The sequence below is a fragment of the Pontibacter ramchanderi genome (assembly GCF_002846395.1).
In the GTDB taxonomy this organism is placed as follows: Bacteria; Bacteroidota; Bacteroidia; order Cytophagales; family Hymenobacteraceae; genus Pontibacter; species Pontibacter ramchanderi.
The window spans coordinates 870,749-895,484 of sequence record NZ_PJMU01000001.1; the positions used below are offsets into that span (position 1 = coordinate 870,749).

General features: G+C 50.4%; 25 protein-coding genes and 1 tRNA gene. 12 read left to right on the forward strand and 14 right to left on the reverse strand.

From position 1 onward, the window contains the following. Positions 1-13 precede the first annotated feature (13 nt). Together BD749_RS03695 and BD749_RS03700 are read left to right on the forward strand one after the other, a co-directional pair. Positions 14-787 (forward strand): AMP nucleosidase, encoded by a 774-nt coding sequence (locus BD749_RS03695; protein ID WP_076666480.1) that lies wholly within the window; start codon positions 14-16, stop codon positions 785-787. Between the two features lie 8 nt (positions 788-795). Next, a complete protein-coding gene (locus BD749_RS03700) occupies positions 796-2,457 on the forward strand; it encodes an amidohydrolase (protein WP_101443011.1) in 1,662 nt (553 codons plus the stop codon). A 135-nt stretch (positions 2,458-2,592) separates the two neighbouring features. Here BD749_RS03700 and BD749_RS03705 read toward each other — a convergent pair whose 3' ends face one another. Continuing rightward, positions 2,593-3,921 (reverse strand): MFS transporter, encoded by a 1,329-nt coding sequence (locus tag BD749_RS03705; protein ID WP_101443012.1) that lies wholly within the window; start codon positions 3,919-3,921, stop codon positions 2,593-2,595. Positions 3,922-3,946: 25 nt separating this feature from the next. Then, positions 3,947-5,380 carry a hypothetical protein gene (locus BD749_RS03710; RefSeq protein ID WP_245868679.1) on the reverse strand — a complete coding sequence of 478 codons (1,434 nt, stop codon included), beginning with the start codon at positions 5,378-5,380 and terminating at the stop codon, positions 3,947-3,949. Positions 5,381-5,759: 379 nt separating this feature from the next. Here BD749_RS03710 and BD749_RS19310 point away from each other — a divergent pair, with 379 nt between their 5' ends. The 5 genes from BD749_RS19310 (at position 5,760) to BD749_RS03730 (ending at position 10,678) form a co-directional block, all read left to right on the forward strand. Next, complete coding sequence (locus BD749_RS19310) at positions 5,760-5,936, forward strand: hypothetical protein (protein ID WP_180336304.1); 177 nt, start codon at positions 5,760-5,762, stop codon at positions 5,934-5,936. Between the two features lie 80 nt (positions 5,937-6,016). Next, positions 6,017-7,741: an ABC transporter substrate-binding protein gene (locus BD749_RS03715; protein WP_101443014.1), complete on the forward strand. Its 1,725-nt coding sequence runs from the start codon at positions 6,017-6,019 to the stop codon at positions 7,739-7,741. A gap of 7 nt (positions 7,742-7,748) precedes the next feature. Next, positions 7,749-9,131, forward strand: a complete 1,383-nt coding sequence (locus BD749_RS03720) for an ABC transporter permease (RefSeq protein WP_101443015.1) — start codon at positions 7,749-7,751, stop codon at positions 9,129-9,131. After that, a complete protein-coding gene (locus BD749_RS03725; RefSeq protein WP_101443016.1) occupies positions 9,128-10,213 on the forward strand; it encodes an ABC transporter permease in 1,086 nt (361 codons plus the stop codon). Before BD749_RS03720 ends, BD749_RS03725 begins: the two co-directional genes overlap by 4 nt. A gap of 213 nt (positions 10,214-10,426) precedes the next feature. Next, positions 10,427-10,678 carry a hypothetical protein gene (locus BD749_RS03730; RefSeq protein ID WP_101443017.1) on the forward strand — a complete coding sequence of 84 codons (252 nt, stop codon included), beginning with the start codon at positions 10,427-10,429 and terminating at the stop codon, positions 10,676-10,678. 157 nt (positions 10,679-10,835) lie between these two features. Here the strand turns inward: BD749_RS03730 and BD749_RS03735 are convergent, their stop codons facing one another. Continuing rightward, the gene (locus BD749_RS03735) at positions 10,836-11,072 is read right to left on the reverse strand and encodes a hypothetical protein (RefSeq protein ID WP_101443018.1); all 237 of its coding nucleotides are present in this window, start codon (positions 11,070-11,072) and stop codon (positions 10,836-10,838) included. Between the two features lie 311 nt (positions 11,073-11,383). Between BD749_RS03735 and rlmH the strand changes: the two genes are divergently transcribed. Continuing rightward, positions 11,384-11,857, forward strand: a complete 474-nt coding sequence (rlmH, locus tag BD749_RS03740) for a 23S rRNA (pseudouridine(1915)-N(3))-methyltransferase RlmH (protein WP_101443019.1) — start codon at positions 11,384-11,386, stop codon at positions 11,855-11,857. A 114-nt stretch (positions 11,858-11,971) separates the two neighbouring features. Here rlmH and BD749_RS19315 read toward each other — a convergent pair. From BD749_RS19315 to BD749_RS03780, 9 genes are all read right to left on the reverse strand, one after another. Next, positions 11,972-12,059 (reverse strand) — tRNA-Ser (locus BD749_RS19315). Between the two features lie 80 nt (positions 12,060-12,139). Continuing rightward, positions 12,140-13,204 (reverse strand): asparaginase, encoded by a 1,065-nt coding sequence (locus BD749_RS03745; protein ID WP_101443020.1) that lies wholly within the window; start codon positions 13,202-13,204, stop codon positions 12,140-12,142. 3 nt (positions 13,205-13,207) lie between these two features. After that, positions 13,208-13,975, reverse strand: coding sequence for a TatD family hydrolase (locus BD749_RS03750; RefSeq protein ID WP_101443021.1), 768 nt, complete (start codon positions 13,973-13,975; stop codon positions 13,208-13,210). Between the two features lie 142 nt (positions 13,976-14,117). Beyond that, the gene (locus BD749_RS03755; protein WP_101443022.1) at positions 14,118-15,209 is read right to left on the reverse strand and encodes a glycosyltransferase; all 1,092 of its coding nucleotides are present in this window, start codon (positions 15,207-15,209) and stop codon (positions 14,118-14,120) included. Next, entirely contained in the window at positions 15,206-15,841 is a 636-nt protein-coding gene (locus BD749_RS03760) for a polysaccharide deacetylase family protein (RefSeq protein ID WP_101443023.1), read from the reverse strand. Before BD749_RS03760 ends, BD749_RS03755 begins: the two co-directional genes overlap by 4 nt. A gap of 185 nt (positions 15,842-16,026) precedes the next feature. After that, positions 16,027-17,250 carry a GAF domain-containing SpoIIE family protein phosphatase gene (locus tag BD749_RS03765; protein WP_101443024.1) on the reverse strand — a complete coding sequence of 408 codons (1,224 nt, stop codon included), beginning with the start codon at positions 17,248-17,250 and terminating at the stop codon, positions 16,027-16,029. Positions 17,251-17,467: 217 nt separating this feature from the next. Then, entirely contained in the window at positions 17,468-17,725 is a 258-nt protein-coding gene (locus BD749_RS03770) for a hypothetical protein (RefSeq protein WP_101443025.1), read from the reverse strand. Next, a complete protein-coding gene (locus BD749_RS03775; RefSeq protein ID WP_101443026.1) occupies positions 17,718-18,857 on the reverse strand; it encodes a glycosyltransferase in 1,140 nt (379 codons plus the stop codon). Before BD749_RS03775 ends, BD749_RS03770 begins: the two co-directional genes overlap by 8 nt. Next, positions 18,857-19,846 (reverse strand): lysylphosphatidylglycerol synthase domain-containing protein, encoded by a 990-nt coding sequence (locus tag BD749_RS03780; RefSeq protein ID WP_101443027.1) that lies wholly within the window; start codon positions 19,844-19,846, stop codon positions 18,857-18,859. Before BD749_RS03780 ends, BD749_RS03775 begins: the two co-directional genes overlap by 1 nt. 25 nt (positions 19,847-19,871) lie before the next feature. Between BD749_RS03780 and ruvC the strand changes: the two genes are divergently transcribed. From ruvC to BD749_RS03800, 4 genes are all read left to right on the forward strand, one after another. After that, positions 19,872-20,438 carry a crossover junction endodeoxyribonuclease RuvC gene (gene ruvC, locus BD749_RS03785; protein ID WP_101443028.1) on the forward strand — a complete coding sequence of 189 codons (567 nt, stop codon included), beginning with the start codon at positions 19,872-19,874 and terminating at the stop codon, positions 20,436-20,438. Between the two features lie 449 nt (positions 20,439-20,887). Next, positions 20,888-21,706, forward strand: a complete 819-nt coding sequence (locus tag BD749_RS03790) for an MlaE family ABC transporter permease (protein WP_101443029.1) — start codon at positions 20,888-20,890, stop codon at positions 21,704-21,706. Then, the gene (locus tag BD749_RS03795) at positions 21,706-22,485 is read left to right on the forward strand and encodes an ABC transporter ATP-binding protein (protein ID WP_101443030.1); all 780 of its coding nucleotides are present in this window, start codon (positions 21,706-21,708) and stop codon (positions 22,483-22,485) included. Before BD749_RS03790 ends, BD749_RS03795 begins: the two co-directional genes overlap by 1 nt. After that, on the forward strand, positions 22,486-23,538 hold the full coding sequence (locus BD749_RS03800; RefSeq protein WP_101443031.1) for an MlaD family protein: 1,053 nt from the start codon (positions 22,486-22,488) through the stop codon (positions 23,536-23,538). 62 nt (positions 23,539-23,600) lie between these two features. On the opposite strand, the gene BD749_RS03805 is transcribed toward BD749_RS03800, so the two are convergent. Both BD749_RS03805 and greA read right to left on the reverse strand, forming a co-directional pair. After that, entirely contained in the window at positions 23,601-24,002 is a 402-nt protein-coding gene (locus tag BD749_RS03805; RefSeq protein WP_101443032.1) for an HIT family protein, read from the reverse strand. Positions 24,003-24,007: 5 nt separating this feature from the next. Beyond that, entirely contained in the window at positions 24,008-24,481 is a 474-nt protein-coding gene (gene greA / locus BD749_RS03810; RefSeq protein ID WP_101443033.1) for a transcription elongation factor GreA, read from the reverse strand. Positions 24,482-24,736 lie beyond the last annotated feature (255 nt).

The window sequence follows — 24,736 nt, forward strand, 5'->3', positions numbered from 1 at the left end:
TTATATTTAAAACATGAAGACCAAAGAAGAAATTGTAGGCGACTGGTTACCAAGGTATACCGGTGTACCTTTGGACGAATTTGGCGAGTATATCCTGCTCACTAACTTTATCAATTACGTGCGTATGTTTGCCGACCGTTTTGGCGTGGAGATAAAGGGCCTGGACAAACCGATGCAAACGGCCACGGCCAATAACATCACCATCATCAACTTCGGTATGGGAAGCGCCATGGCTGCCACGGTAATGGACCTGCTCTCTGCCATCAAGCCAAAAGCAGCCCTTTTCCTGGGTAAGTGCGGCGGCCTAAAGCGCAAAACAGCCATCGGGGACCTGATCCTGCCGATCGCAGCCATCCGTGGCGAAGGTACATCGGATGACTACCTGCCACCGGAAATCCCGGCCCTGCCATCGTTCCGACTGCAGCGAGCCGTTTCGTCCATGATCAAGAAGCACGAGATGGACTACTGGACCGGCACTGTGTATACAACCAACCGCCGCGTTTGGGAGCACGACGAAGACTTCAAAGAATACCTGCGCCAGATCCGTGCCATGGGCATTGATATGGAAACCGCTACCATTTTCACTGTGGGCTTTATCAACGAGATCCCGCATGGCGCCCTGCTGCTCGTGTCGGACAACCCGATGATTCCGGAAGGGGTGAAAACTTCGGAAAGCGATAAGCTGGTGACCACCAATTATGTAGAAAAACACCTCAGTATAGGTATAGACTCCCTGATCGAGCTAATTAACTCAGGTGAGTCGGTGAAACACATGCGTTTCGAATAAGCAGATACATGAAAAAAACACTACGCACCTTTGCAGCCGCCGCCCTGCTGGGCCTCACTCTCCTGAGCAGCTGCAATACTACCAACACCGGCAGTGAGTCGGTAGACCTGATCGTATACAACGGCAATGTGTACACCGTGAACGTTACCTTCGACCAGGCTGAGGCCTTTGCCGTGAAAGATGGTAAGATCGTGGCTGTTGGTACGACAGCCGACATCCGGGCCAGGTATAGCGCCACGGAAGAGCTCGACGCCGAAGGGAAAACCATTTATCCCGGCCTGATTGACGGTCACGCTCACTTCTACCGCTATGGTTTGGCACTGCAATCGGCGGACCTGGTAGGCACAGCTTCTTTTAAGGAAGTGGTGCAGAAAGTAGTGGCCCAACAAAAGGCCTACCCGGAGGCAGACTGGATCACCGGCCGAGGCTGGGACCAGAACGACTGGCCAGTCAAAGAATTCCCGACCAAGGATACCCTGGACCTGCTCTTCCCGGATACGCCAATTATTCTGACCCGCATTGATGGCCATGCCGCACTCGTGAACCAGAAAGCCCTGGACCTGGCAGGTATAACACCTGCGACTAAAATGGTGGGCGGCCTGGTGGAAGTGGAAGGCGGCAAAATGACCGGCATCCTGATCGACAACGCCATTGACCTGGTGAGCTCTAAAATACCGGAAGCCGACGAGCAGGAACAGCGTCAGGCGCTGATCAATGCCGAGAAAAACTGCTTTGCCGTGGGCCTCACCTCCGTAGCCGACGCCGGCCTGGACAAGTCGACCGTTGACCTGATGGACGCCATGCACAAAAGCGGTGAACTGAAGATGCGTGTATACGCCATGATGAATCCGGGAAAGGTGAACCAGGACCACTACTTTGCGAACGGACCTTACAAAACTGACCGCCTGAATGTACGCTCTTTTAAGGTATATTCTGATGGCGCCCTGGGTTCCCGTGGTGCTAACCTTCTCAAACCTTACAGTGACAAGCATGGCCATTATGGTTTCCTACTGGCTTCTGAACAGGAGTTTCGCGATCTGGCCGCGCTGATGAACAAGCATGGTTTTCAAATGAATACCCACGCCATTGGCGACTCAGCCAATCGGCTGCTCCTCAACATTTACGGCGAAGTGCTGGGCGGTAAGAACGACAAGCGCTGGCGCATTGAGCACTCCCAGATCATTAACCCGGCCGATATGGACAAGTTTGGCAGGTATAGCGTGCTGCCTTCTGTGCAGCCTACCCATGCCACGTCGGATATGTACTGGGCTGGTGACCGCTTGGGCAAGGAACGCATCGCGCATGCCTACCCTTTCAAGCAACTGTTAGATCAGAACGGCTATATCCCGCTTGGCAGTGATTTCCCGGTTGAGGATATCAACCCGATTTATGGATTCCATGCCGCTGTGGCACGACAGGATGGTGAAAACTGGCCGGAAGGTGGTTTCCAGATGGAAAACGCCCTGAGTCGCGAAGAAGCGCTGCGTGGCATGACGATTTGGGCCGCAAAAGCTGCTTTTGAGGAAAAGGAAAAAGGCAGCATCGAACCTGGTAAGTTCGCCGATTTCATTATCGTAGACCGCGACCTGATGAAAGTGCCTAATGACCAAATGCGTGGCCTACAGGTGCTCCACACGTATGTAAATGGTGTGCAGGTGTACAAGAAGTAAACTTGTAGATTGCAAGTAGAATTTTGTAGGTACTTTTCGTACCCAGAATGCTAACAGCTAACACAAAAAAACGGCAGCCCGGTCGGGCTGCCGTTTTTTTGTTCCTAAAGCTTTGGCCCGGGCAGGCAGCTATACCTACATAGCCACTGCTTCGGCTTCGCCCCGAGGCTCCAGCGACTTTTTCCCTTTAATAAGCGAGAGAAAGATCAGGCCAAGCGCAAAGAAAATAATAAGGGCCAGTATGCTGTAGCGCATAGAGCCTGTTACCTGGGCTATGGCACCGTAGGCCAGCGTACCGAGCATAATCGAAACCTTCTCCGTGATATCGTAGAAACTGAAATAGGAAGCATGGTCTTTGGTGGTGGCAGGTATAAGCTTAGAGTAGGTGGAACGGGAGAGCGACTGTATACCCCCCATAACAGAACCCACAACAGCGGCCAATACATAAAACTCGAATACGGTGGTCGTAAAATAAGCAGCGACGCAAATGCCGATCCAGATTATGACCGCGACCATCAAAGCTCTGATGTTGCCATACCTGCCCGAAAGTGCCGCAAAGCCATAAGCACCTGCAATAGCCACCAGTTGAATGATCAGGATGGTGATGATCAGGTTATCGCTTGGCAATCGGAGTTCCTCAATCCCGAAAATGGTAGCCACATACATCACCGTCTGTACGCCCATGTTAAAGAAGAAGTAAGCCAACAGATAGCGTTTGAGCAGGCGCAGTTCTTTTACCTGCTGCAGCACTTTCTTCAGTTCATTCACGCCATTCAAAATCCAGCTGCCTTGCGGTTCTTTTTGATAAACATTGGCCGGCAGGTGGTAGAAGGTATACTGAGCGAATCCGAACCACCAGATACCAGTCGTCAGGAAAGCGATGCGTGGCGCCAGACTGGTATTATCTGAGGCGATGCCAAACCAGGCGGGCTGCAAAATCATGGCCAGGTTGAAAAGAAGCAAAAGTACACTGCCGATATACCCCATGGCGAACCCGCGGGCACTTAGGCGATCGTACTGGTCTTCGGTAGCGATCTCAGGCAGGTATGAGTTGTAAAACACGATACTACCCGTAAACCCAATGGAGGCCAGCATGAACAATACAACCGAAACAGAAAAGGTATCTCTGGTAAAAAAGAACAGACTGGCACAGGAGATAGAGCCCACATAGCAGAACAGTTGCATGAACAACTTTTTCCGTCCGCTATAATCAGCGATGGCGGTGAGGAAGGGGTTCATGAGCACGATCAGCAGGAAAGAACCCGACACCGCGTAGGAAAAGAGCACAGAACTTTGCAGCTCAAGGCCAAAAAAATCGACCAGCGTTGACCCTGTTTCAGGATGCTTGGATACCGCACTGTAATAGATCGGAAAGATGGTGGAGATGATGACCAGCGAATAGACCGAGTTAGCCCAATCGTACACGCACCAGGCCCTGGTGATGGTGGGGTTATTTTTTTGCATACCTGAAATATAGAGAAATATTTATTTAGCGTTGATGTACTTTCACCTCGGCTTTTGTCAGAATCTGCAGGATCAGGTCCCATAAATGCTCATAAGGAACAATCTCAATTTCAGCATAGGCATCGCCTGGCGCAGGTGTATCCATCAGCTTTTTATATAGCGGCTCCCCTTTTGACTGACACGCTACCGCATCATAGTCTTCTGTTACGGTGAGTACCAGCAATTTCAAAAACAGCTTACTACGTAAACTGAAGGCGTCCTTCAAGTGAGTCGACACATACTTTTTGATGCTCTCGATGCGGTAAAGCAGAGCTTCTGTTTCGCCTCGCTCAAGCAGATAAATGAACTGAAGTGTCAGGATGGCCACGTTAAAGCCTAATTTATCCTTACTATACTCCGGTAGCGACAGCAGGTATGGGTTGTTGGCCTCCCCTTCGGGCACCGTCGACTGCGGGTACACCAGCCTGAAATAGGACCGGTATAACATCCAGCGTTCTTTGGCAATAGTTGGGATTTTTTGAAAGCCGCCATTGTCAAATACCTGTAGCAGTAAAATATCGGCCAGGTCATACCTGCGGGCGTGCACTGCTAACAAGAAATAGTTCTCCATGTAGGCGAACCAGTTACGGGTGGAGGGCTGGTAGAGCCCCAGATTCTCCTGGGCATACATCAGGCCATCATTAAGCTGTTTTGCCCTGAGGTGGGCATAAACCATGATGAAGTTATTGTACGTGAGGTCGAAACGGTGCGCGTTGATCTTATTCTGCTCAATCAGCCTGAGTGCATCAACGGTTATCGCTATAATATCTTTAAAATTGCCCTCCAACTCATGATACCAGATATAGGTTCTGTAATAGGCATAATATGTGCTAAATGTGCCTGATTCCTCCCAAAGGGCTTCCAACTGCTTTACAAGATGGGGCAGCTGCGGTAAAAACTCCTTTCGGGTTTTAGTAGACTTGCGAAGCTGCATATTTATATTTTGAAATAGTGATACTGCCTCACGTTCTTTTACAAAACGTTGCATCGTTTGCTTTAGGTCGTCTTGCGCTGTTCTAAACTTCTTAACCAATCCCTGATCCGAATAGCCTAGACATAAAAGCTCAAGAGCTGATACTTTTAAATCAACGAAATCGAACTCCTGGGCTACTGCAAGTGCCTTATTCGCCAGATTGATAACAAGATCAAACTCGTAACGGGCCCGTACAATATTTGCCTGGTAGATGAAGCTATTGCACTGGATTTCCTTTTGCCGTACAAAGTTTGAAGTTACTTTCTCTGGAATGACGTAGTTCAGCTCGTTGAAAAGCTTTTTTTTGATCCGATGCTTCAGCATCTTATACCGCACATCGTTTGGGTTGGAATTGTAAAGGTCTCTTGCCGCCTGCTCGTCTGATGTGTAACGCCCTGATTCTACTCCTTGCAGAAACTTTTTCTCCTTAATACTTTGCTTGGGCATATTAAGAATGGCCGTTTCTGCTTGGCTGCAGGCAAGAACGATTTCAATCAGTTTTTTAACTTCCTTCATGCAAAAGATCAAATAAAAGTTCTATATATTTATAGGAATATAATTCTGATAAACGTTTAAGGAAAGCGAAATGCTGCTATTTCCTTATGATTTTAGCTGTAAACCGACAAGCACTTGTTACCTTTTGCAGCTTATCAGATAGAAATATATGAATATTAATCATATAATCAATAGTTTTATATTAATTATAATTTTATTTATAATTAAAATTAATATGTTGATAGTTACCTTTTTGCAAAAAGATTCTTTTCTTTTCACTTCAACAGTGTGAATCTTTGTTACACTATAAACCGATTTAACCCTAGAAATCATGGCAACTATCATCATCACCATCGTTCTGAATGTACTGCTTGGCAACCCTGTTGACACTACAAAAGATCAGCAGACAACTACTTCTACTAACACTACTACTACAACAACACAGCTGCCGGGTGACACCATGAATGCTATGGGTGGCTCTGGTACTTGGACAACTATCGAGAAATAGGTAACAGAACGGTTCTTGAGAATTGCTTCATTTTCCCTATATTGCCAATGCCTGATTTTGGTCAAGGGGCACTATGAATAATGCGGAAAACTCAAGCATTTCTATTTACCTTACTTTTATTACTACTCAATTTTTGCGGTCAGCCGGCCAGGCAGCCCGATGAGGTACGTCTGCGTCTTGCGATAGATCCTGGAAGCCTTAGCCCCATCAATTACAGCTCGCAGGAAGCACTGCAGATCATCAATCTGCTTTACCAAAGCCTGCTGACCGTAGATCTTGAAGACAATACACTGAAGCCAGGCCTTGCCTCCTCTTTTCCGGAAGTGGAGCGCAAGGACTCGCTTACTTTCTTTCATTACCAACTGCGCCCCGAAGCCGAATGGCCCGACGGAAGCCCTGTAACTGCACAGGACGTGGCCTTCACCCTGAAGGTACTAAAGTCCCCCTTCATCCGAAATGAGTACCTCCGCGCGCAGATCGAGTTCATTCAAGACATACAGCTCGATTCTTCCAACCCCAGCAAGTTCACATTGGTATGCCAGGGCTATACGCCTGAAATGCAGCTCCTTACCGGCGATTTCTTTATACTTCCCTCCTATTTACTTGATCCTCAGCAGGTATACCTTACAATTCCGTTACTGACTTTGTCTACAGCCGATAGCAGCCAGTATAACACAGACCGCACCCGGGCAGTGGCGGCGCGCTGCAACAAACTGGGCTCACCGGAAAGTAAAGAAATTTTACAAGGAAGCGCGGGCTATCAGTTGGCTGAATGGGCAAGTGGCCAGCATGTGGTGCTAAAAAGAAAGGAAAACTGGTGGGGGAAAAACACGGGCGATGCTAAAAGCTACCTAACCGCAAATCCGGCGCAGATCAACTTCCAGATAATTCCGGATAATACGACCGCGCATCTGGCGCTTAAAAATGCGCAACTGGATGTATTGGACAACATTCCTGTTAACGAGTTTGAGCAACTCCGGCAGGATGACAACTTCCTGAAAAATTACGGCCTTCATACCCCGCAGGGTTATGACCTGATCTATGCTGCCATCAACACACGCAAGCCAAAGTTCAGCGACAGGCGTACAAGACAGGCCATAGCACATCTCATGGATGTACCTGGCATGATCCGGGTGAGCCAGCAATCCTATGCGACGCCAACGGTGGGGCCTGTACCTCCTGACCGCAAAGACCTATACCATGCACAACTACCCATGCGTAGCTACAGCCCGGAGAAAGCCATTGCCCTGCTGAAAGCGGCCGGCTGGATTCAGGAGCAACAGGGGTGGTACCGTATCCTGAACGGCCAACGGGAAGAGCTGCGCATTGAATTACTCTACAGAGCCGGCAACACCATGTATGAGCAGATGGCACTGATCTTTCAGCAACACGCCATGAAGACAGGTATACCGGTTACCCTCTTGCCGCTTGAGGGAAATGTTTACAGCCAGAAGATAGACCAGCGTGACTACGACATGCACTTCCGTGGTCTCTCGGGCAACCCTTTTGTTTTCAATTTCAAGCCGCTTTTCCATACCAGTTTTGCCGGACCGGGCGGGCTCAACTCAACAGGCTTTGGCACACCGGAAAGCGACCAGATTCTGAACCAGATAAACGAAACGGAGAGCGAAGTCGCGAAAGCCCGCCTATTGCACAGACTACAGGAAATCATTCAGGAGGAAGCTGCTTTTGTGCCACTCTACTTCCGCAAAGAACGCATTGCGATTCATAGCAGATTCTCCAATACCAAGGTGTCGGGCGTGCGTCCCTACTACGACCTGAGTTCGTTTATGCTTAAGCCTTGATCGTGTCATGGCCAATTTTGTATTCAGGCGGCTACTCATCGCCATCCCTACACTTTGGCTCATAGCTTCTGTCATTTTTTTATTGAGTAAACTAATGCCCGGCGCATTTGGGAGCGCACACCTGGCAGAGCAGGAAGCAGGCTATTATAGCCGGGGCGACGCGGCCTCACGCGACCGCAACTACCGTCAGTTTTTGGAGACCACAGGGCAAGACCGGCCCTTGTTCTACTTTAGTATAACCTCGGCGGCCTTACCCGATTCACTACACCGGGTTTTTCCGGAGCGGGACCGGGATTTTCTTAGCAGAATTTCCTGGCAATATGGCAATCCTGAGGCAGCTGCCGTATTCTTTCGGAGCTTAAAATTATGGGAAGCAAGCCTGACCGAGTCGGAACTGCAACAGGTACAGAAATACTTGTTTGCCATTTACAGCCACCAAAGCCCTGCCCAACTGCAGCAGGCAATAGCAGGTATGGCAAGGCAATTACCGTCGAATACGGGGTTGTGGAATGACATTATAGAAAGCAGCGAACACCTAATCGTAAACTCTTCCGGTTATACCTATCTATTCCCTTCGGCGCAATGGCATGGCACTCAGAACCAGTATCACCGTTGGTTATCTGATTTGATACAGGGCAGCCTGGGTAACTCGCTGCGAGATGGGCGCCCAGTGACGATGGTTTTGAGCGAGGCGATCGGTAACACATGGTGGCTGTTGCTCGCAAGCATAGTAATTGCTACCCTGCTTGCCATGGAGCTGGCTATCCTGATGGTAAGGCGGTCGGGCCGTGTCTGGCGCAGCACGCTGCTTCCTTCCCTTTTTCTGCTGGATAGCGTGCCTCTTTTTGTGCTGGCTATGGTTTTGCTAGTACTACTGGCAAATCCGGCCTTTCTGCAGCTTTTCCCAGTGTACGGCATGGGCTACTACAATACCTACGACGCAAGCTGGCTACAGCAAGTCAGTCAGTGGCTCCAGTTTATGACACTTCCTATGATCTGCTTGGTATTGGCAAATCTTTCATACCTCACCAATCAGTTCTACCAGGCTGTAGCAGCAGTTGCAGGACAGGACTTCATCCGCACGGCAAGGGCTAAAGGACTTTCAGAGCAGGTTGTCATACGGCGACACATGCTGCGCAACGCGCTACTTCCGGTTATTACCCTGCTATCCGATTTTCTTCCCGCTCTGGTGGCGGGAGCCGTTGTCATCGAAACTGTTTTCGCTATACCTGGAGTGGGGCGTCTGCTGATCGATGCGGTGCTGTCGCGTGACTATCCGGTGATTGTGGGTATTGTGGTGGTGGTGGCTGTTTTTAGACTGCTGTCGCATCTGCTCTCCGACTTGCTCTATTCCATGGCAGACCCTCGTGTTCGTTCGCAAGCATCATGAAAAACCTGTGGCACATACTGCAGTTGCAGTGGCAGTCGGCTCCGGCCTTTCGGTTGTCCTTGCTGTACCTTACCTTATTGACGGTGCTTGCCTTGGCACTTCCCTGGTTACCGCTCGCCTACGGACCAAACGACCTGGACCTGGACCAGATCTACCAGGCACCTTTTGGGTGGAAGGCCGAAGCGGATAAGCCACGGCACTGGCTTGGAACTGATGGACTGGGGCGGGATGTACTGGCAAATATACTTTATGGCGCCCGCACGGCATTTGCAATCAGTCTGCCCGTTATGGCAATGGCCAGCCTGATCGGATTGCTGCTTGGAGCAATGGCAGGCCTTTTCGGCAACCAACGCCTGCAAATGAGCCGGGCCTTTTTGATTGCGCTGCTCATCAGCCTGGTACCTCTATCCTACTACGGCATTTACCTACCGATTCAGCTGTCTAATTACGGGGCTAATACTGTTGAATTCATCTTGACAGGTATGCTGGCAATTGGGCTGAGTTTGCTTCTGGTCCTTGTTTTAAGAGTGTTTTTGAGGCAATTCCCTGTTTTAAAAGAAAAGTCCGCGCTCCCGGCAGACGAATTGCTGCTCAGGCTGATCGAGGTACAAACTAGTATACCAAGGCTGGTACTGATCCTGGTCTTGGCGGCCGTTGCTCCTCCCACGCTGCTGGCTTTAACTGTGTTGCTTACACTTACCTTCTGGACAGGAACGGCACGACTGGCAAGGGCAGAAATGATGCGCATCAGGGAGCTTCCCTTTTTTGAGGCGGCCATCAGTCTGGGGTATACGCCAAAACGCCTTTTAATGCGACATGCGGTCCCGCACTTAATGGGGCCGGTGTTAGTTGCATTTTCGTTTGGCCTGGCAGGCCTGTTGATGCTGGAATCAACCTTATCATTTCTGAACATTGGTGTGAGCACGGACCTGGTAAGCTGGGGAAGAATGATAGCCGGCATTCGCGCTAACACGGCTGCCTGGTGGTTAGTGGCTATACCTGGCGTCGTATTGTCATTGACTGTGCTGGCCTTGCAGACTTTTAGCTATTATGTTCTGCAATTTCTTCAGAATAAAAAATAACCACTCCATGTTACCTTTTAGAGCATTTTTTCACAAATAAGCCCTCTCAAACTACATAAAATACACTAATCAGTTTTAATAGTGCTTTCAGTTACACTTCTCTCAATTACAACTTCATAAAATACAAGTTACCTTTTTAAATTATCTTTCCTGTGTTAGGAGCAGGTTGCGCTGTATCATTGTATCATACTAAACCAACCAACAGCCTGTCATATGAAAACTTATGAAAACACTGCGGTAAAGCCGATAAACAGCTCTGGCAGCCGTAACCACTTAAAATCATTGAAACCTGCCACCCAGAATGAGGACTCACTTGAGTACTCAACGATTGATGGAGAGGTAATAAATTCGACTTTAGGGTCGGATGCGGTGAAAAAAGGAACGGGCCTTTTTATAGGTGATTATTTTGTAGGAATACTTGATTCGCTCTCAGGAGTGGGCAATGTACCCTACCTGCGCTACTAATACCAGTAAGCAAGGCAAGCTACACCTTGTGAATAGAATAGAATAGAATAGACTTAGATTGATTAGATAATATTAGTGTTGGTTGTTTGTGTTTAGATTAGGCATTTGCCCTGCAGTCCACTGCAGGGCATTTGTTTTTAAAGCCTAACCAGTGGGGTTATACCCAGCCTTTACGCTCACTGAAATGATTGCAGCCAAACTGTGCGCCCGTGATCATCTCAAATCTTTTTGGCTTCATATCCTGCGGCCCTTCGTGTACCAGCGGCAACACATAGGCAGGCTCCAGGGCGTGCTGACCAGTCAGTTCGTCGCACACGCCAAATTCCTTGCTCTGAAGTTGTACCTTGTTCTGGTCTTGCTCCCAGTGGTTACAGTTATTGCATATCGCTTCCATATCTAAAAAAATTTTAAGTCAAACATTGTTTTCCTATCCCTTTTTACCTGACTTTGCTGCTCGTGGGTTTCGTATAACCCCTGTTATTCAGTAATTTAGAATTAAGCTAAACAATGGAGAAATGGCCTTTATACTTTTGAGCTATTGTTAGCGAAGGCATAAAGTATGAAAGCAAGTTGATAGTGAACGCATATGAAGAGCTTAACAAATAACGAGGTATACTTCCATAGTCGCCTTGCTAAAGCTGTCTATAAAACAATGCAGTTTGCAAAACAGCGCATTTAACTCGAAATTGGCGGGAAAAGCGCTACATGAAGATTAAGCTCATCGCGATAGGCAAAACGGACGAAACTTTTCTGGAGGAAGGTATACAGAAATACATGAAGCGGCTGAAGCATTATCATCCGTTCGAGTTTACGATCATACCTGACGTGAAGCAGGGGGGCAAATTCACAGCGGAAAATTTAAAGGAAGCCGAGGGCAAACTGCTGCTCCAAAAGATTCAGGACGGTGACCACGTGGTACTACTCGACGAAAAGGGCAAAACCTTCACCTCCACGGAGTATGCCCACTTTCTGCAAAAGAAACTTAACGCCGTCACCACTAACCTGGTTTTCATTATCGGAGGCGCTTACGGTTTCTCCCCGGCCATTTACGAGCGTGCCAACGATAAGATATCCCTTTCCAAGATGACTTTCTCACATCAAATGGTTCGCCTGTTTTTTGTAGAGCAGCTATACCGAGGCTTCACGATTTTGAGAGGTGAGAAATACCACCATGATTGATGAAAGTGTAGCTCACTTACAGCTACAAGTGAAAAAACCGATGAAATGAAGGTATGGCCGGAAAACAAAAGAGCCTGTAAACGCTTTGCTTACAGGCTCTTTCGGGTTATGCAGCAGAGAGCAAGGGATTCGAACCCTTGATACCCTTTTGGGGTATACACACTTTCCAGGCGTGCTCCTTCGACCACTCGGACAGCTCTCTATTATGGGTGCAAATATACGCCAATAACTTACACTATCGCAAATTTTTGCCTCCTATACCTTATAAATAATCGTGCAGGGCTAGATCGTAATCTCACCGCGCAGGTTACTGGCAAGCAACTCACGGGTTTGCGTGGCGGGCAGGTCAAGCCCCAGCACAAACATCAGTTTGGTAATGGCGGCCTCTGTCGTGATGTCATCCCCTCCAATCACACCCATGTTGAGCAAGAACTTACTTGTTTCGTAGCGTCCCTGGTCTACCCTTCCTTCATCGCACTGCGACACGTTCAGGATGTAGATTCCTCTGGATATGGCATCTTCCAGGAGCTCTAGCAGCCAACCCGCCGTAGGAGCATTGCCGGCCCCGAAAGTTTCGAGTACCACGCCGCGCAGTCCTGGTGTCTCCAGCACACTGCGCATCACTTGCGGGGTTATTCCCGGGAAGAGCTTAAGGATAGCCACATTATCATTCAGGTGCTGGTGCACATGCAGTGATTTTTCGGGATGCGGCAGAATAGCGTTTTCATAGAAGTCGATGCTGATGCCTGCTTTGGCCAGCAGGGGATAGTTCTCTGACTTAAAGGCATTGAAATGGCGGCTTTCCACTTTTTTGGCGCGGTTCCCTCTGATGAGCAGGTTGTGAAAATAGATGCAAACCTCGGGCACCACGCTCTTGCCATTCACTTTGGTGGCCGCAATCTGCAAAGCCGAAATCAGGTTGGCGCGTGCGTCGGTGCGTGTGCGGCCTATGGGTACCTGGGCTCCCGTAAAGATCACGGGTTTTTCCAGGTTCTCGAGCAGGTAGCTAAGGGCCGAGGCGCTATAGGCCATTGTATCGGTGCCGTGCAGCACCACAAAGCCGTCGTAATCTGCGTAGTTCTCCCGAATCAGGTTCGCCAGCATCAGCCAGTCCGAGGGGGCCACGTTCGACGAGTCGATGGCCGGCTCAATGCTCAACACTGTCAGCAGGTACTTAAAATTGCTCAGCTCAGGCACTTTCTCCAGGATCTGGCTGAAGTTGAATGGCACCAGGCTATGCTTCTCGTCGTACACCATGCCGACGGTGCCTCCGGTGTAAATGATCAGGATGGAGGCATCGGAGTGGGCAGGCGCGGCTGTATCGATATGGGTTTTAACTACGTTCATCGTTTAGAGTTTGAAGAGGTTAAGGGCATTTCGGGTAGTAATTTCAGCTACTTCCTCTACCGGTTTCTGTAGGAGTTCGGCAACCCTGCGGGCTACCAAAGGCAGGTATACGGGTTCGTTGCGCTTGCCACGGTGCGGCACCGGCGCCAGGTATGGACAATCGGTTTCGAGCACCAGGTCATCCAGGCTAACGTGCGGAAGCACCTTGTCCAGCCCACCATTTTTAAAAGTGGCCACGCCACCAATCCCCATTAAAAAACCAAGCTGCTTCACTTTCGCAGCCTGCTCCACGGTACCCGAAAAGCAGTGGAATACACCTTTCAGGCTACCATCCTGCGCAGCGGAGATAATCTCGTAGGTTTCGTCAAAAGAGTCGCGGGTATGGAGCACAATGGGTAGTTGGTGCTTTCTGGCCAGTTCAACCTGCACTTTCAGGGCTTCCTGTTGTTGGGGCAGGAATGTTTTATCCCAGTACAGGTCGATGCCACACTCACCCACGGCCGCGAACTTCCGCTTGCCAAGCCACTCCTCCACCAGGTATAGTTCCTTCTCGAAGTCCTTGTTTACCGAAGTCGGGTGCAGGCCCATCATGGCGATGCACTGATTCGGATGCCTCGCCTCAGTCTCAAGCATCACCTCGATGGAGGTATGGTCGATGTTGGGCATGTAAATTTTCTCCACTCCCTCCCCCATTGCCCGGGCCAGCGCCTCGTCGCGGTCCTGCTTAAACTGTTCTGAATAGATATGTGCGTGCGAATCAATAAAAGTCATGTGCGTGGTTTTGGATCAAAATATCTCGGTGCAAAGGTCCGAACTAATGGCTAAGGCTGCAAGGTTCTTTTTTAGGTACAACGACGCACGTAGCACAACTCTTTTGATGATTTACTTTAAACCTTCCAAACGTTCTTACTACTCAATACCTTCTTCCCTTCCACTTCACTTTGGTGGGCACAAAGAAGTAAAGGATCAGGATGAAGGTGGTCACTAACAGGTATAGCTCGAAGATTACGTACTGCCACCAGGGAGCTTTGTGATGCAGACGCTCCAGGCAGATGTGCATGAACACGCTTTGGAGCAGGAGTTTGACAAGTGCAATGCTCAGTGCTACACCCAGCGAGGCCTTGAAAAAGAAAGGAATCAATACAGGATAGTAGGCCGAGTGCAGCACGAAAAGCGCGAACATGTACTGGGGCATGTACACCGAGCCACGCATCCAGCGCTTGCGTTGTTCCAGCAGAGCACCATAGCTGGGGGCGGGCGCCGACCAGGCAAGCACCTTGCTGTCGTACAGGTTCCGAAAACCGTAGCCGCGCTTCAGTATTTGATTGAAAATGGCAATGTCCTCCGTAACCGAAAAAGGAATGCTTTCGAAACCGCCCACTGCTTCGTAAGCCTCGCGGGTGAGCAGCATGTTGTTGCCCATAGTGGTTACGGGCATGTTCAGGTCGCTGAACACCTGCATCAGCCCGATCGAGAACAGCCAGTCCATGCGCTGCATTTTATCGAACAGCCGGTTGCCTTTCACGGTGGTCAGCCCGGTTACAACGCCTACATTTTCACCCAAACCCGACAACATGGCCTTTGCCCAGGAGGGTGGCACTTCAATGTCGGCATCGGTAAAAAGGAAGATGTCGGAGGTGGCTTTTCGTGCCAGATGCGCCAGCACATTGGCTTTGCCCTTTGCCTGACCAAGCATATTAGTTATAGGCACGCAGGTATAGCCGGACCGTTCCCGGATAAATTCATTTACAATCGCTTTGGTGCGGTCGGTGGAGGCATCGTCCCCGATCAGCACTTCTATTTTGTCAGTTGGGTAATCGAGTGCGGCGATGGACTGAAGACACGTTAAGATGTTGTGCTCCTCGTTACGGGCAGCGATCAGGATACTGATGCGGGGTAGATTTTGGGTATGAGAGGTATAGCGCCTGCGGTTGAGGAGCAGCAATAGAAGAAGCGCCGCAAATACAAGAAAGTAAAGTATAAAATAGGCGGCGGATACCATCATAGGGTCAGGAAGGTATAGCCCTGTGCGGTAAAATGATCGAGAAAACGAGGTAGGGCGTATTGCATGTTTCGCTGGGCCTTCAGGCTGTCGTGGAATACGATGATGCTGCCGCTTTGGGTACAGCGAATGGCTTCCTTCAGGCACTTTTCGGGGCTGAGCGAGCGATCATAGTCATTGGTGAGGACATCCCACATCACCAGTTCATAGTCGGGTCGCAAGGCCGCCGCCTGTTTTAGGGTAATGCGGCCGTAAGGCGGACGAAACAATTTAGGCTTTGCTGCATCAGGATAAAGCTGCTCCAGTTCCTGCTGACACTGCTGCACATTTGCGAGGTAGCCCTCCAGCGACGTTTCCCAACCGCGAAGGTGGTTGTGGGTATGATTGGCAAGCCGGTGCCCCTGCTCCAGGATCTGCTCCGCTATACCTCTGTGCCTTACCAAATTGTCGCCCACGGCAAAGAAAGTCGCTTTGGCATCGTGCTGGGCCAGCTGGTCCAGCACCCAGGGAGTAACGTCAGGTATAGGTCCGTCGTCAAAAGTAAGGTATAGCACCTTGTCCTGCGCTTCACGCAGCCAGGTATAGCCCGGCAAAAGGCGGCGTAGCAAGGCGGGTGTCTTGTAGAGGCGGAGCAAGTTGAATTGTTAAATTGTTGATGGTTGAATTGTTAGATGGTTAACCGGCATTTTAAGAAACCGTTCAACTTAAGATCAATCTGGCGTTCAGACCACTCTGATCTTATTCTAAAAGCGCCCTCCTCCATCCGAAAAAACAATTTAACAATATAGCAATTTAACCATCAATAATTTAACCCTTAATCCTACTTAAACCTGCACGACAGCAGCGTGATATCGTCGCTGAAGGTGGACTCCTCGTTGTAAAGATTAATGGCGTTAAGCAGTTGCAGGTGCAGCATTTTAGAGCTCAGGAAACGGTTTTTCTGCAGAAAATCGATAGTGCCTTCTATGCCGAACTCCGACTCGTCTTCGTCAAACACCTCGGTAAGGCCGTCGGTGTAGCAGAGCAGAATGGCGTCGTGTGGCACATGGATCTTGCCTACGTTCATAAAAGGCAACACATCAAACACGCCCAACATGGTACAACCGTCGTTCAGCAGGTCGTGGGTGTTGTTGTCGTAAAGCAGGATCGGGGCATTGTGGCCGGCGTTTACATAACTCAGCTCGCGTGTGCTGCGGTTAAAAATGGCGACAAAGGTCGTGATGAATTTCTCGGCAATCGCGTTGCGGTAGATCAGGTGGTTTAGTTCCGACACAACTGTATTGAGGTCTGAAGTTTGGCGCAGAATGGTACGCAAACCCGCCTGAAAATTCGACATCAGCAGAGAGGCTGGTACGCCCTTGCCCGACACGTCGGCCACGCAGAAGAGAAACTGGTCTTTGTCGATCTCAATAAAATCGTAGTAATCGCCGCCGATAGACGAATGCGGAATGTAGCTGGCGTGAATAGCCACGTCTTTGTCGTTAGGCAGCTTTTTCGGGAAAAGCATAGACTGCACTTCGCGGGCAATCTCGATCTCCTTCCGGATGGACTCCTGTGCCAGTCGCTGGCGGGCCATACGGTGGTTTTCGATGGCCACAAGCATGATGTTACTCACCGTCTGCACAAAGTTCAGTGCCTCGATGTTGGTATAATAAGGCTGAATCTTTCCGATCATTACAAAGGCGAGCACTTTGCCGTTGTGCAGAATCGGGATCACGATCTCGAAATTGCGCCACTTCTTGTCCACGCTCAGCTTCGAAATGCGCGTGATCTCCTTTAGTTCGAGGATCGCTTCGGGAAGGTGTTGCTTGGCGGGCTCCAGGTCGGTACCGAAGCTTACTTTGCAGTCCCACTTCTCGTCGTGCACAAAAAGGGCCAGCCGGTTGATCTGCAGCTGGGCCAGCAGTGTGAAGCGGTATATTTTATAAAGCGCCTCTTCAGGCAGGTTGTCGTTAATCGCCTGGGTGATTTCCAACAAGGCCGATAACTCCAGCTTTTTGAGGTTTAACTCCTGCTGTATGTTCGGAGCAACTATATCAGGCATTCGGTTTCATAGTTTAGGTTGGCTTATGGCCCGCACATGGGGGTTTCTCTCGCCTTTACACCTGTCACGCAGGCGTATACTGCGTAAATTTACAAAAAATCAGCCGCATTCCGTGCCAGCCCCTCAAATCCTTTGAAATAATCCGTATTCTCCACAGGCCTTTACTTGCAACTACGTAACATGGCAACTTGTTCGCGCCGGCTGCAGAAAAATTCCCTTAAATAGAATTATGTACCACCAGTCCGGCTTTGGTGGCCAGGTAAAAGTACTGTTGGCAGTGCATGCCAAAAGTAGCTTCGTCGTAGGCATGTTCGGTGTCCGGGTCAGGGTACAGTATCCGGATGTAGCCTTTGATGATCAGGTCGCGCAGGGCGGCGCAGAGCTCCGAGTCGCTTAGGGCACTGGTGCTTTTCAGGTCAGGGTAGGACGTCACAAAATAGAGCTCGTCCAAAATGGCAAATTCATTCTCAGTCATGGTTACGGATAGTTCGGCCTTTCCAGGTATAGCGCCCTGAAAGACCCTTGATGGCGGTATATAGTACGTAAGGAATGTAAACTAGCTGCAGCGGAAGCATAAAAATAAGATAATTCCGGCGTTGCATAAAAGCCAGGATGCGGGACAAGAACAGGAAATCGATCAGAAACTTGGCTGCATAGGCGGTCACAAATGTCCAGAAGCTCAACCACTGCAGCAGCAGGGCGGGTATAGCCAGGAAAAGCAGCAAGTTAACAGCGAACACACTCAGGGCCACCAGCTTAACCGGCAGGCTTTGGTAGCTCCGCCACTTGCTTGCCCAGCGCACCCGCTGCGCTACAAAGCTGCGCACCGTCTGGCGCGCCTCCGTGTACACCATGGCAGCCGGATGCTTGAGAAAAGCGATGCGCTCGGGGTATAGCATGCTTACCTTGTGCAGCAAAAACTCGTCGTCGCCGCTGGCTATACCTTCATTTCCGGTAAAGCCACCTGCTTCTTCAAACACTTGCCGGGTATAGGCCAGGTTGGCGCCGTTGCACATATTCGGCTGGCGCAGGCCAATGGAGGCCCCTCCCACCCCAATGAGGGAGGCAAATTCGACTAGCTGCATGCGCTCCAGCAAGGTATGGGTATTTTGAAAACAAACCGGCCCTGATATGAAAACTGCCCGCTGCGACTCGTAGGTATAGGCCAGGTGCAGAAGCCATTCCGGCTGCACACGGCAGTCGCCATCGGTGAAGACCAGCAACTCACCACCTGCCTCTGCTATACCTTGTTTTATAGCAGCTTTCTTGCCCATAGCCTCCGTTTTCTCCGAAAGCCGGATCAGGCGCAGCGTAAGGCTGGTAACAGGCATAAACTCCCGGACCAACTCCACGGTGTTGTCCTCTGAATGATCATCCGCGATGAGCACCTCCCACAATGCAGCAGGGTAATTCTGCGCCTCCAGATCCCGGAGCAAATCCTGTATCTGCTTCGCTTCGTTTCGGACAGGTATAATAACCGAGAGTTTGGTAACAGGAACGTACCCGAAAGGTATGGCAGGTATAGGCAGGCGCTTCCAGGCGAACAGACAACGCAGGATGACCCAGCCATACCCCAGCAGGGCAAGCAAAAGGAACAGTGTGAACATCAGGCGCCCCCTCCTCTCCGGTTTAATTTCAGCCGCACCACAAACAGCAAACCGACCGCGCTTGGCACCACAATGTTGAGCAGCCAAAGACTCAGGCTGGCGCTCAGCACCTGCAGCCGCTCCTGGCCCAGCAAACCGAACACGTACATGGCCGATAGCTCCCGCACACCCAGGTCCGAGAGCAGTGACACCGAGGGCACCACCGACTTCAGAAAAAAAGCTGTCGACACGCCGCTTATGTACTCTACCGGGTTTAGCCTCACCTCAAACAGAATGAGCAGCAGCACAAACTGCAACAGAAAAACAAAGTAGCGCAGCAACGAAAGCACTAGCACCCGGTTCATTTCCCCGAAGGTATAGCGCCCCATAATGGCCAGGTATTTTGTGAACCTACGGAGTGGGCCGACCGCCGCCACCAGCGCAACCATTGCCCGGGCGTTGAAAAGTAGCAGCAACATGGCTGCATTGAGCACGAGCAACAGAAAAAACACACTCAGGCAAATAGCAGGGTAATTCTCCCAGTAAAGCAGCACAGCGAAGTAAAGCAACCCCAGCGAGCCAACCAGCACCGTAGCCACCAACTGACAGAACCTGCCCATAAAGACAGCACCTATACCTTCCAGACGTTCTTTGCTCTTGAGCTCGAGCAGGCGGCCAGCGTAGTCGCCGAGGCGGTTGGGGGTGATGAAGCCGAGCGTGAGCCCCACCATAACGGAGCGAAAGGCCCGCAGGTATGAGATGCGCTCCAGCTTCTGCCCCAGCACTTGCCACTTCCAGGCTTCCAGGCCCCAGTTGGCAGGTATAAGCAGCGCACTTAAAATAAGCATAAAGGTATAGTCACTTTGGCGAGCCGACTGCAGGATACGCCGCCAGGTGAGTAGCGTATCGGGAGCCGTGAAAATGGCCAGGTACAGGAAGTAAAGGGTGAGCAGCACCACGACAATTTTGCCGGTAGTCAAAAGGAACCTTCTGTTGCGGGTAATGTTCAAGATATTGTCTTAAATTGCGGCTCTTATGGTTTACTCTGCTACCCTCCCACCCAACAAATTAATTCTTGGCATCGACCCCGGCACGCAAGTCATGGGCTATGGCCTAATTGAAGTAACCGGATCGAAGGTAAAGGTAGTGCAGTACGGCGTGATTCACCTCAAAAGCTACAGCAACCACGCCATCAAGTTAAAGAAAATTTTTGACCGCATGATACAGCTCATCGACGAATACCTGCCCGACGAGCTGGCCATCGAGTCGCCTTTCTTTGGTGTGAACGTGCAGAGTATGCTTAAACTGGGTCGTGCCCAGGGAGTTGCCATCGCAGCTGCCCTCTCCCGCGACATCCCCTACGTGGAGTATGCCCCCAAAAAAGTAAAGCAGTCCGTTACCGGAAACGGCAACGCCTCCAAAGAGCAGGTGGCCGCCATGCTGGTGCAGATCCTCAAAATACAGCCCGACCCTAAAATGTTCGACGCCACCGATGCCCTGTCCGTGGCCCTTTGCCACCATTACCAGAAAGGCAATAACGCCAAAAAAGGGGCTAACTCCTGGAAAGCCTTCCTGACCGAGAACCCTGAAAGAAAGGTATAAGCAGGTAAAGTATAGGAGTGCTTCAGGATCGCTATATTAGTATAGAAAGGCATCAGTTGACGGCCTGTTCTGTTGGCTTTATCCTGTCGCCAAACGGCAAGGTTATACCTACAAGCCATTCGCTTCAGACGCAATTCCACTATTTCTGATACCCGCCGGCAGCAACGCCCGCCAATTATCCGTCTCTCAAGTATAAGCTTTTGAAAATATTTCGCAGTTTTGTAAAAAATCGCATCTAACTTTCGTAAGGCTTATAGGTCTGCCCGATTTCTTTCGAATCTGTTTAAAATCAGCATATGCCCTAGTATAGGCTATACCTGTAAAACAAAGTTTAAACATGTTTTTGCAGATGCGGTTAAGCATAGCGTCAGGCTTATTCTTAAAAATTAAGTTAATTTTGCCGCTGCCTTTTCGAAGGCAGGTGTATAGGTGAATCCTAAACAGCATAAATGGATTTAGATAAAAATAAACCGGGAACCGCTTCCTCCCGGCGCAGGTATGTAACAACACGCAGGCTCGACAGGATATTTGTGGAGTTGGCGAATGTATACCGTTTCAATGCGCGGTTTTTCAAGGAAGTGTGGTTGCCTCCCTACGAGTTCAAGGAAATTATCAGGCAGTGCTACGAAATCGGGGTGCGCTCCTTGCCACTGATCTCCCTTACTGGCTTCATCATCGGTATCGTGTTCACCAACCAGTCACGCCCTTCCCTGGCTGATTTTGGCGCTACCTCGCTCCTGCCCGCCCTGATCTCCGTTGCCATTATCCGGGCGATTGGTCCACTGGTAACGGCCCTCATTGCTGCGGGCCGCGTAGGTTCTGCCATAGGTGCTGAGTTGGGCTCCATGCGCGTAACCGAGCAGATCGATGCCATGGAGGTATCGGCCACCAACCCGTTTAAGTTTCTGGTTGTAAGCCGTGTGCTGGCCACTACCCTGATGATTCCGGCGCTCACGATGTTTACCACGCTCGTTTCGCTGCTGGGCGGTTACCTGAACGTGCACCAGAACGAACTGACCTCGCTCAGCGTCTTCTTCTACCAGGTGTTTGATGCCATCACGTTTCTGGATATCATCGCCTCGTCGGTTAAATCTGTGATCTTTGGCTATACCATCGGGATGGTGGGCTGCTACAAAGGCTATAACTCATCGAAAGGCACTGAGGGCGTTGGCAAGGCGGCTAACTCATCGGTGGTAACGGCCATGTTCCTTATCTTTATAGAGGAGCTCCTGATCATGCAGGTTATCAACACAATTAGAGCTTTTTAATGGAGGCAAAAGAAATAAACCCTAACATCGATAGAAACGAGAAAGTGATTTCTATCCGGGGCCTCAAAAAAGCATTCGACGATTTTGAGGTACTCAAAGGCGTAGACCTGGACTTGTTTAAAGGCGAAAACCTGGTGGTGCTCGGCCGCTCCGGCACAGGTAAGTCTGTGCTGATCAAGATCATCTCCGGCCTGCTGCAGGCCGATGAAGGTTCGGTGAACGTGCTGGGCCGCGAGGTGGGCGCGCTGAAACCACGTGAGTTGGATGCGCTGCGGCTCAAGATCGGCTTCTCGTTCCAGAACAGCGCCTTGTACGACAGTATGACCGTGCGCGAGAACCTGGAGTTTCCGCTGATCAGACACGCCAAACACATGACCGAAGCCGAGCGAGAAGACACCATTCAATATGTATTGGAGGCCGTTGGGCTGTTGCAGGCAATCAACCAGATGCCGTCCGAGCTGTCTGGTGGCCAGCGCAAGCGCATTGGCATTGCCCGCACCCTGATCCTGAAGCCGGACATCATGCTGTACGATGAACCCACCGCCGGCCTCGACCCGATCACGTGTATCGAGATCAACAGCCTGATCAATGAAGTACAGGAGAAATTCAACACCTCCTCTATCATCATCACCCATGACCTTACCTGTGCCCGCGCCGTAGGAGACAGGATAGTGATGCTGCTCGATGGACAATTTCAGCGCGAAGGCACGTTTGATGAGGTGTTCGAAAGCAATGACGAGCGCGTACAATCTTTTTATAACTACAACTTTATAGACTAGATGAGTTCTGCAGATAATAAACGTACTGTTATAGTTGGCATCTTCACGTTCCTGGCGATCGTGATCCTGGTAGCCGGTATTTTCATGCTGGCCGGCCAGCAAAAGCGCCTGATCAGCACAGTGACGCTCACCGCCATTTTTGATGATGTGGCGGGCCTGCGCACCGGCAACAATGTCTGGTTCTCGGGAGTGAAGATCGGCACGATCAAATCCATTAACCTGTATGGCGACTCACAAGTGGAGGTGGTGATGAACATTGAGGAGAAGGTACAGCAGTACATCCGCAAAAATGCCACGGCCCGCATCAGCTCCGAGAGCTTCATCGGCAACAAGAACATTGTGATTGACGGTGGCACCCAGTCGGCTGCCCCCATTGAGGATGGCGACCGGATTACGGCTGTGAGCCCGCTTAACACCGACGACCTGATGGAGAAGCTGCAGCAAAACAATGAGAACCTGGTAGCCATTACCGGCGACTTTAAGCAGCTGACTTCCCGCCTGGTGAAAGGCGAGGGAACGGTTGGGGCCTTGCTCACCGACACGACCATGGCTCAGGATTTCCGCAATGTGGTAGCCAACCTGCAGCGCACGACGCAAAGCACCGTAACGGCCTCCAACTCGCTGTCGGCCTTCACGAGCAAACTTAACTCGCCGGGCGGCCTGGCTAACCAACTGGCCACCGACAAAGAGGTATTTCAGCAGCTGAAAAATTCGATGACGCAACTGGAGGAAGCCACAGCTTCTACCTCGGAGATTACCGAGAACCTGCGCACCGCCAGCAGCCGACTCAACAACAGCAACAATGCGGTGGGTGTACTCCTCAACGATCCGAAATTTGCCCGCCAGTTGCAAAGCACCATGCAGAACCTGGAGACCGGCACTGAAAAGCTGGACCAGAACATGGAGGCCCTGCAGAGCAACTTCCTTTTGAGGGGTTTTTTCAGAAAGCAGGCAAAGGAGCAGGCCAGGCAGCAGCAAAACCAGCCGGCGCAGCAGCCTGTACAGCCTACAGACACCATACAATTCAAACCTTCGATCCTTCAGAAGAACTAAAACAAAAAGGGCGCATCTAAATGATGCGCCCTTTTTGCTACCCTTGTAGGTATAGCTATACCTTACAACGTGGCATATACCTGCCGGATCTGCTCGGCCACTTCCTCAAACTCCTCCTGGCTGAACTTTTGCTTGTTAGCAAAGTTCATATCGGCCATTTTATTCAACGGAATCAGGTGCACGTGTGCATGGGGCACCTCCAGCCCAACAACTGCCACGCCGATGCGCTTGCAGGGCACCGTCTTCTCTACAGCTGCGGCTACTTTTTTAGCAAAAGCCATCAGGCCCAGGTATAGATCGTCATCCAAGTCGAACAGGTAGTCGATTTGCTGCTTGGGTATGACCAAGGTATGGCCTTTGGTGGTCGGAAACACATCCAGAAAGGCCAGGTAGCGATCATCCTCAGCTATTTTGTAAGCGGGGATCTCGCCATTTACAATTTTGGTGAAGATAGATGGCTCCATTTGGCTTAACGGCTAATTTCCAGAATCTCGAACTCAATCTTTCCGGCCGGCACCGTGATCTCGGCCTTCTCGCCTACCGACTTGCCCAGCAGGCCCTTTCCGATCGGCGACTTTACCGATATTTTGCCGGAGGCCAGGTCTGCTTCTTCTTCGGCCACCAGGGTGTAGTCCATCACCATGTTGTTTTTCAGGTTCTTGATCTTCACTCTGGAAAGGATCAGCGCCTTGCTTGTATCCAGGTTAGACTCGTCTATCAGACGGGCGTTGCCTACCACTTCTTCCAGTTTGGCGATCTTCAGCTCCAGGTGCCCCTGCGCGTCTTTGGCGGCGTCGTACTCGGCGTTCTCGCTCAGGTCGCCCTTATCGCGCGCCTCTGCCAGTTGACGGGCCACTTCCGCGCGACCTCTGGTCTTCAAATCGTGTAGCTCTTCCTTTAGCTTCTGTAAACCTTCAGCGGTGTAATAAGAAATGTTGCTCATAATACTGTCTTCACGTTTTAAAACACAAAAACAAAAAGAACGGCTATGTCAAACATAACCGTTCTTTTTGCCTGATATGTAATTGATTAATTCTTCTTTTTCAGCCTGGCTGCACTAAAGCAAGCCGGGAATGCTAGATGTGGCACCTGCGCACGGGCATCTCCCGATGGCACTGTGTTGAGCAAATATACAAATTTATTTTAATTCAATATTTTTCAGCTATACTTATTTATCTGTCTCCACAACATGCTTTTA

Coding starts and splice junctions, on each gene's coding strand:
- BD749_RS03755 (WP_101443022.1), bottom strand. CDS start 15,209: ATGATGGTATCCGCCGCCTATTTTATACTTTACTTTCTTGTATTTGCG.
- BD749_RS03775 (WP_101443026.1), bottom strand. CDS start 18,857: ATGTTCACACTGTTCCTTTTGCTTGCCCTGCTGGGGTATGGCTGGGTC.
- BD749_RS03710 (WP_245868679.1), bottom strand. CDS start 5,380: ATGCCCAAGCAAAGTATTAAGGAGAAAAAGTTTCTGCAAGGAGTAGAA.
- BD749_RS03705 (WP_101443012.1), bottom strand. CDS start 3,921: ATGCAAAAAAATAACCCCACCATCACCAGGGCCTGGTGCGTGTACGAT.
- BD749_RS03700 (WP_101443011.1), top strand. CDS start 796: ATGAAAAAAACACTACGCACCTTTGCAGCCGCCGCCCTGCTGGGCCTC.
- BD749_RS03745 (WP_101443020.1), bottom strand. CDS start 13,204: ATGAACGTAGTTAAAACCCATATCGATACAGCCGCGCCTGCCCACTCC.
- greA (WP_101443033.1), bottom strand. CDS start 24,481: ATGAGCAACATTTCTTATTACACCGCTGAAGGTTTACAGAAGCTAAAG.
- BD749_RS03800 (WP_101443031.1), top strand. CDS start 22,486: ATGAGTTCTGCAGATAATAAACGTACTGTTATAGTTGGCATCTTCACG.
- BD749_RS03730 (WP_101443017.1), top strand. CDS start 10,427: ATGAAAACTTATGAAAACACTGCGGTAAAGCCGATAAACAGCTCTGGC.
- BD749_RS03805 (WP_101443032.1), bottom strand. CDS start 24,002: ATGGAGCCATCTATCTTCACCAAAATTGTAAATGGCGAGATCCCCGCT.
- BD749_RS03770 (WP_101443025.1), bottom strand. CDS start 17,725: ATGACTGAGAATGAATTTGCCATTTTGGACGAGCTCTATTTTGTGACG.
- BD749_RS03725 (WP_101443016.1), top strand. CDS start 9,128: ATGAAAAACCTGTGGCACATACTGCAGTTGCAGTGGCAGTCGGCTCCG.
- BD749_RS03735 (WP_101443018.1), bottom strand. CDS start 11,072: ATGGAAGCGATATGCAATAACTGTAACCACTGGGAGCAAGACCAGAAC.
- BD749_RS03765 (WP_101443024.1), bottom strand. CDS start 17,250: ATGCCTGATATAGTTGCTCCGAACATACAGCAGGAGTTAAACCTCAAA.
- BD749_RS03695 (WP_076666480.1), top strand. CDS start 14: ATGAAGACCAAAGAAGAAATTGTAGGCGACTGGTTACCAAGGTATACC.
- BD749_RS03795 (WP_101443030.1), top strand. CDS start 21,706: ATGGAGGCAAAAGAAATAAACCCTAACATCGATAGAAACGAGAAAGTG.
- ruvC (WP_101443028.1), top strand. CDS start 19,872: ATGGTTTACTCTGCTACCCTCCCACCCAACAAATTAATTCTTGGCATC.
- BD749_RS03750 (WP_101443021.1), bottom strand. CDS start 13,975: ATGACTTTTATTGATTCGCACGCACATATCTATTCAGAACAGTTTAAG.
- BD749_RS19310 (WP_180336304.1), top strand. CDS start 5,760: ATGGCAACTATCATCATCACCATCGTTCTGAATGTACTGCTTGGCAAC.
- BD749_RS03715 (WP_101443014.1), top strand. CDS start 6,017: ATGCGGAAAACTCAAGCATTTCTATTTACCTTACTTTTATTACTACTC.
- BD749_RS03790 (WP_101443029.1), top strand. CDS start 20,888: ATGGATTTAGATAAAAATAAACCGGGAACCGCTTCCTCCCGGCGCAGG.
- rlmH (WP_101443019.1), top strand. CDS start 11,384: ATGAAGATTAAGCTCATCGCGATAGGCAAAACGGACGAAACTTTTCTG.
- BD749_RS03720 (WP_101443015.1), top strand. CDS start 7,749: ATGGCCAATTTTGTATTCAGGCGGCTACTCATCGCCATCCCTACACTT.